The organism is Aquimarina algiphila, assembly GCF_947494415.1.
GTDB lineage: Bacteria > Bacteroidota > Bacteroidia > Flavobacteriales > Flavobacteriaceae > Aquimarina > Aquimarina algiphila.
This window is the reverse complement of the sequence record NZ_CANLVC010000022.1, coordinates 2501-5927: the sequence shown is the minus strand read 5'-3', so window position 1 is coordinate 5927 and position 3427 is coordinate 2501. Positions and strand designations below refer to the sequence as shown.

At 41.8% G+C, this 3427-nt stretch carries 2 tRNA genes and 2 rRNA genes (1 of these 4 only partly in view); all 4 read left to right on the top strand.

The features are described from left to right. The first annotated feature begins 525 nt into the window (after nucleotides 1–525). A 16S ribosomal RNA gene (locus PQF96_RS28595) occupies nucleotides 526–2047 on the top strand. A gap of 201 nt (nucleotides 2048–2248) precedes the next feature. After that, nucleotides 2249–2322 (top strand) — tRNA-Ile (locus PQF96_RS28590). 178 nt (nucleotides 2323–2500) lie between these two features. Next, nucleotides 2501–2574 (top strand) — tRNA-Ala (locus PQF96_RS28585). Between the two features lie 233 nt (nucleotides 2575–2807). After that, nucleotides 2808–3427: ribosomal RNA gene (locus PQF96_RS28580) — 23S ribosomal RNA — on the top strand (it continues 2201 nt past the right edge of the window). The 16S and 23S rRNA genes sit together here with 2 tRNA genes alongside, the layout of an rRNA operon.

The window sequence follows — 3427 nt, the reverse complement described above, 5'->3', positions numbered from 1 at the left end:
TATATTTGCACCCGCAAAACGGGGTATTGTTTTGTTTAGTTCATTGAGATTTGGTTTATTTTTTTAGGGGGTTTAAGATGTTTTAAATTTTCTTAATAAATTTCTTGATATAATAAAAAAGGGTTGTATGTTTGCGCCCGCTCAGAGCGGTTATGTTTTTGGGATTTTATATTGGATTTGAGGTTTAGAAAAACTTTTCAAAAATAAATTAAAAAAAGCTTTGTAGAATAAAAAAGGGTTGTATATTTGCACCCGCTTACAGAAACGGAGCGAAGTTCATAAGTTTAGAGATAGTACAGGAGTAGGGTGTTTTTTACGACATTTATAAGGTTCGATTCCTTATGTATCAACAGGAATTACTAGCGATGAAGATTGCTTTAGTAATTACAAAAAGTTCATAGACATATTGATTGACAGCGCGTATTAAGACTAGAGATAGTTTTATACAAAGAATAAAGACTAGAAACATCATTGAGATACGAATTATAATTCCGTTGTATTGTTTTGAATAATATTTAAAGACAAACGATGAAGAGTTTGATCCTGGCTCAGGATGAACGCTAGCGGCAGGCTTAACACATGCAAGTCGAGGGGTAACATGAGTGCTTGCACTTGATGACGACCGGCGCACGGGTGCGTAACGCGTATAGAACCTACCTTATAGTAAGGGATAGCCCAGAGAAATTTGGATTAATACCTTATAGTATCCTAAGTGAGCATTCACTAAGGATTAAAGATTTATTGCTATAAGATGGCTATGCGTTCTATTAGCTAGTTGGTATGGTAACGGCATACCAAGGCTACGATAGATAGGGGTCCTGAGAGGGAGATCCCCCACACTGGTACTGAGACACGGACCAGACTCCTACGGGAGGCAGCAGTGAGGAATATTGGACAATGGAGGCAACTCTGATCCAGCCATGCCGCGTGTAGGAAGACTGCCCTATGGGTTGTAAACTACTTTTATAGAGGAAGAAACCGCGATATGTATATCGCTCTGACGGTACTCTACGAATAAGGATCGGCTAACTCCGTGCCAGCAGCCGCGGTAATACGGAGGATCCAAGCGTTATCCGGAATCATTGGGTTTAAAGGGTCCGTAGGCGGGTTTGTAAGTCAGTGGTGAAAGTTTTCGGCTCAACCGGAAAATTGCCATTGATACTGCAAGTCTTGAATCATTATGAAGTGGTTAGAATGTGTAGTGTAGCGGTGAAATGCATAGATATTACACAGAATACCGATTGCGAAGGCAGATCACTAATAATGTATTGACGCTAAGGGACGAAAGCGTGGGTAGCGAACAGGATTAGATACCCTGGTAGTCCACGCCGTAAACGATGGTTACTAGCTGTTCGGACTTCGGTCTGAGTGGCTAAGCGAAAGTGATAAGTAACCCACCTGGGGAGTACGTTCGCAAGAATGAAACTCAAAGGAATTGACGGGGGCCCGCACAAGCGGTGGAGCATGTGGTTTAATTCGATGATACGCGAGGAACCTTACCAGGGCTTAAATGTAGATTGACAGGTTTAGAGATAGACTTTTCTTCGGACAATTTACAAGGTGCTGCATGGTTGTCGTCAGCTCGTGCCGTGAGGTGTCAGGTTAAGTCCTATAACGAGCGCAACCCCTGTTGTTAGTTGCCATCGAGTAATGTCGGGAACTCTAGCAAGACTGCCGGTGCAAACCGCGAGGAAGGTGGGGATGACGTCAAATCATCACGGCCCTTACGTCCTGGGCCACACACGTGCTACAATGGTAGGTACAGAGAGCAGCCACTGGGTGACCAGGAGCGAATCTATAAAGCCTATCACAGTTCGGATCGGAGTCTGCAACTCGACTCCGTGAAGCTGGAATCGCTAGTAATCGGATATCAGCCATGATCCGGTGAATACGTTCCCGGGCCTTGTACACACCGCCCGTCAAGCCATGGAAGCTGGGAGTACCTGAAGTCCGTCACCGTAAGGAGCGGCCTAGGGTAAAACTGGTAACTGGGGCTAAGTCGTAACAAGGTAGCCGTACCGGAAGGTGCGGCTGGAACACCTCCTTTCTAGAGATTTCCTTAATTATTTAAGGAGACACAAGATAGTGCGATGGAATTGTATCGCAATTGTGTTTTTAGTCTTTTTGCTGTTAATTAATAAATTTAGTATTGAGTATTAGGTACTTAGTGCTAAGTTTTAAGTACTAAAGTATTATTATTTGAATAGTGATCTTTGTACTTACTACTTTGTACTCATTACTATATGAAAGTCTCATAGCTCAGCTGGTTAGAGCGCTACACTGATAATGTAGAGGTCGGCAGTTCGAGTCTGCCTGAGACTACAAGATTTAAAATGTAAAAGTTTAAATTTACAATGTAAAATTCGTTTTTATTTTAGGATTTTTCGGTTTTACATTTATAAGTTCATTGATTATATATTGAAAAGGAAATTTTAGAAGTTGAGAATTCATTACTTCATCATTCGGGATTCTGGATTCGTAATTCTGAATTTCAAATAATGGGGGATTAGCTCAGCTGGCTAGAGCGCCTGCCTTGCACGCAGGAGGTCATCGGTTCGACTCCGATATTCTCCACGATTCTTTAGATATAAGGATTTAATAGTTTATAAAGCACAGGATTCATTATATGAAATAGTCTTTATATTCATTGATTTTATATTTATTATAGGAAAAACGTTCATTGACATATTGATTTAAAAATACGAGCATTAATTGTTTTACAATTAATGAAAAATAAAAGATGTTGATACTGATTTAGTTACTTTATTGGTATCGACAAAAACTAAAAGAGCAAGTTAAAGCAAGACGCATAAGCTAATTAAGGGCGTATGGGGAATGCCTAGGCTCTCAGAGGCGAAGAAGGACGTGATAAGCTGCGAAAAGCTGCGGGGACTGGCACATACAGACTGATCCGCAGATATCCGAATGGGGCAACCCACTATATTGAAGATATAGTATCCTTTCGAGGAGGCGAACCCGGAGAACTGAAACATCTAAGTACCCGGAGGAGAAGAAAACAAAAGTGATTCCGTTAGTAGTGGCGAGCGAACGCGGATTAGCCCAAACCAGTATTGTTACGGCAGTGCTGGGGTTGTAGGACTACGATATGAGTTGTGTAATGAATTAGAATCCTTTGGAAAGAGGAGCCATAGACAGTGATAGCCTGGTATAAGTAAAGATCATTAATTCTAGTAGTATCCTGAGTAGTGCGGGACACGTGTAATCCTGTATGAATCTGGCGGGACCATCCGTTAAGGCTAAATACTCCTGAGAGACCGATAGTGAACCAGTACCGTGAGGGAAAGGTGAAAAGAACCCTGAATAAGGGAGTGAAATAGATCCTGAAACCATACGCTTACAAGCGGTCGGAGCGCATTTATGTGTGACGGCGTGCCTTTTGCATAATGAGCCTACGAGTTACTTTTAC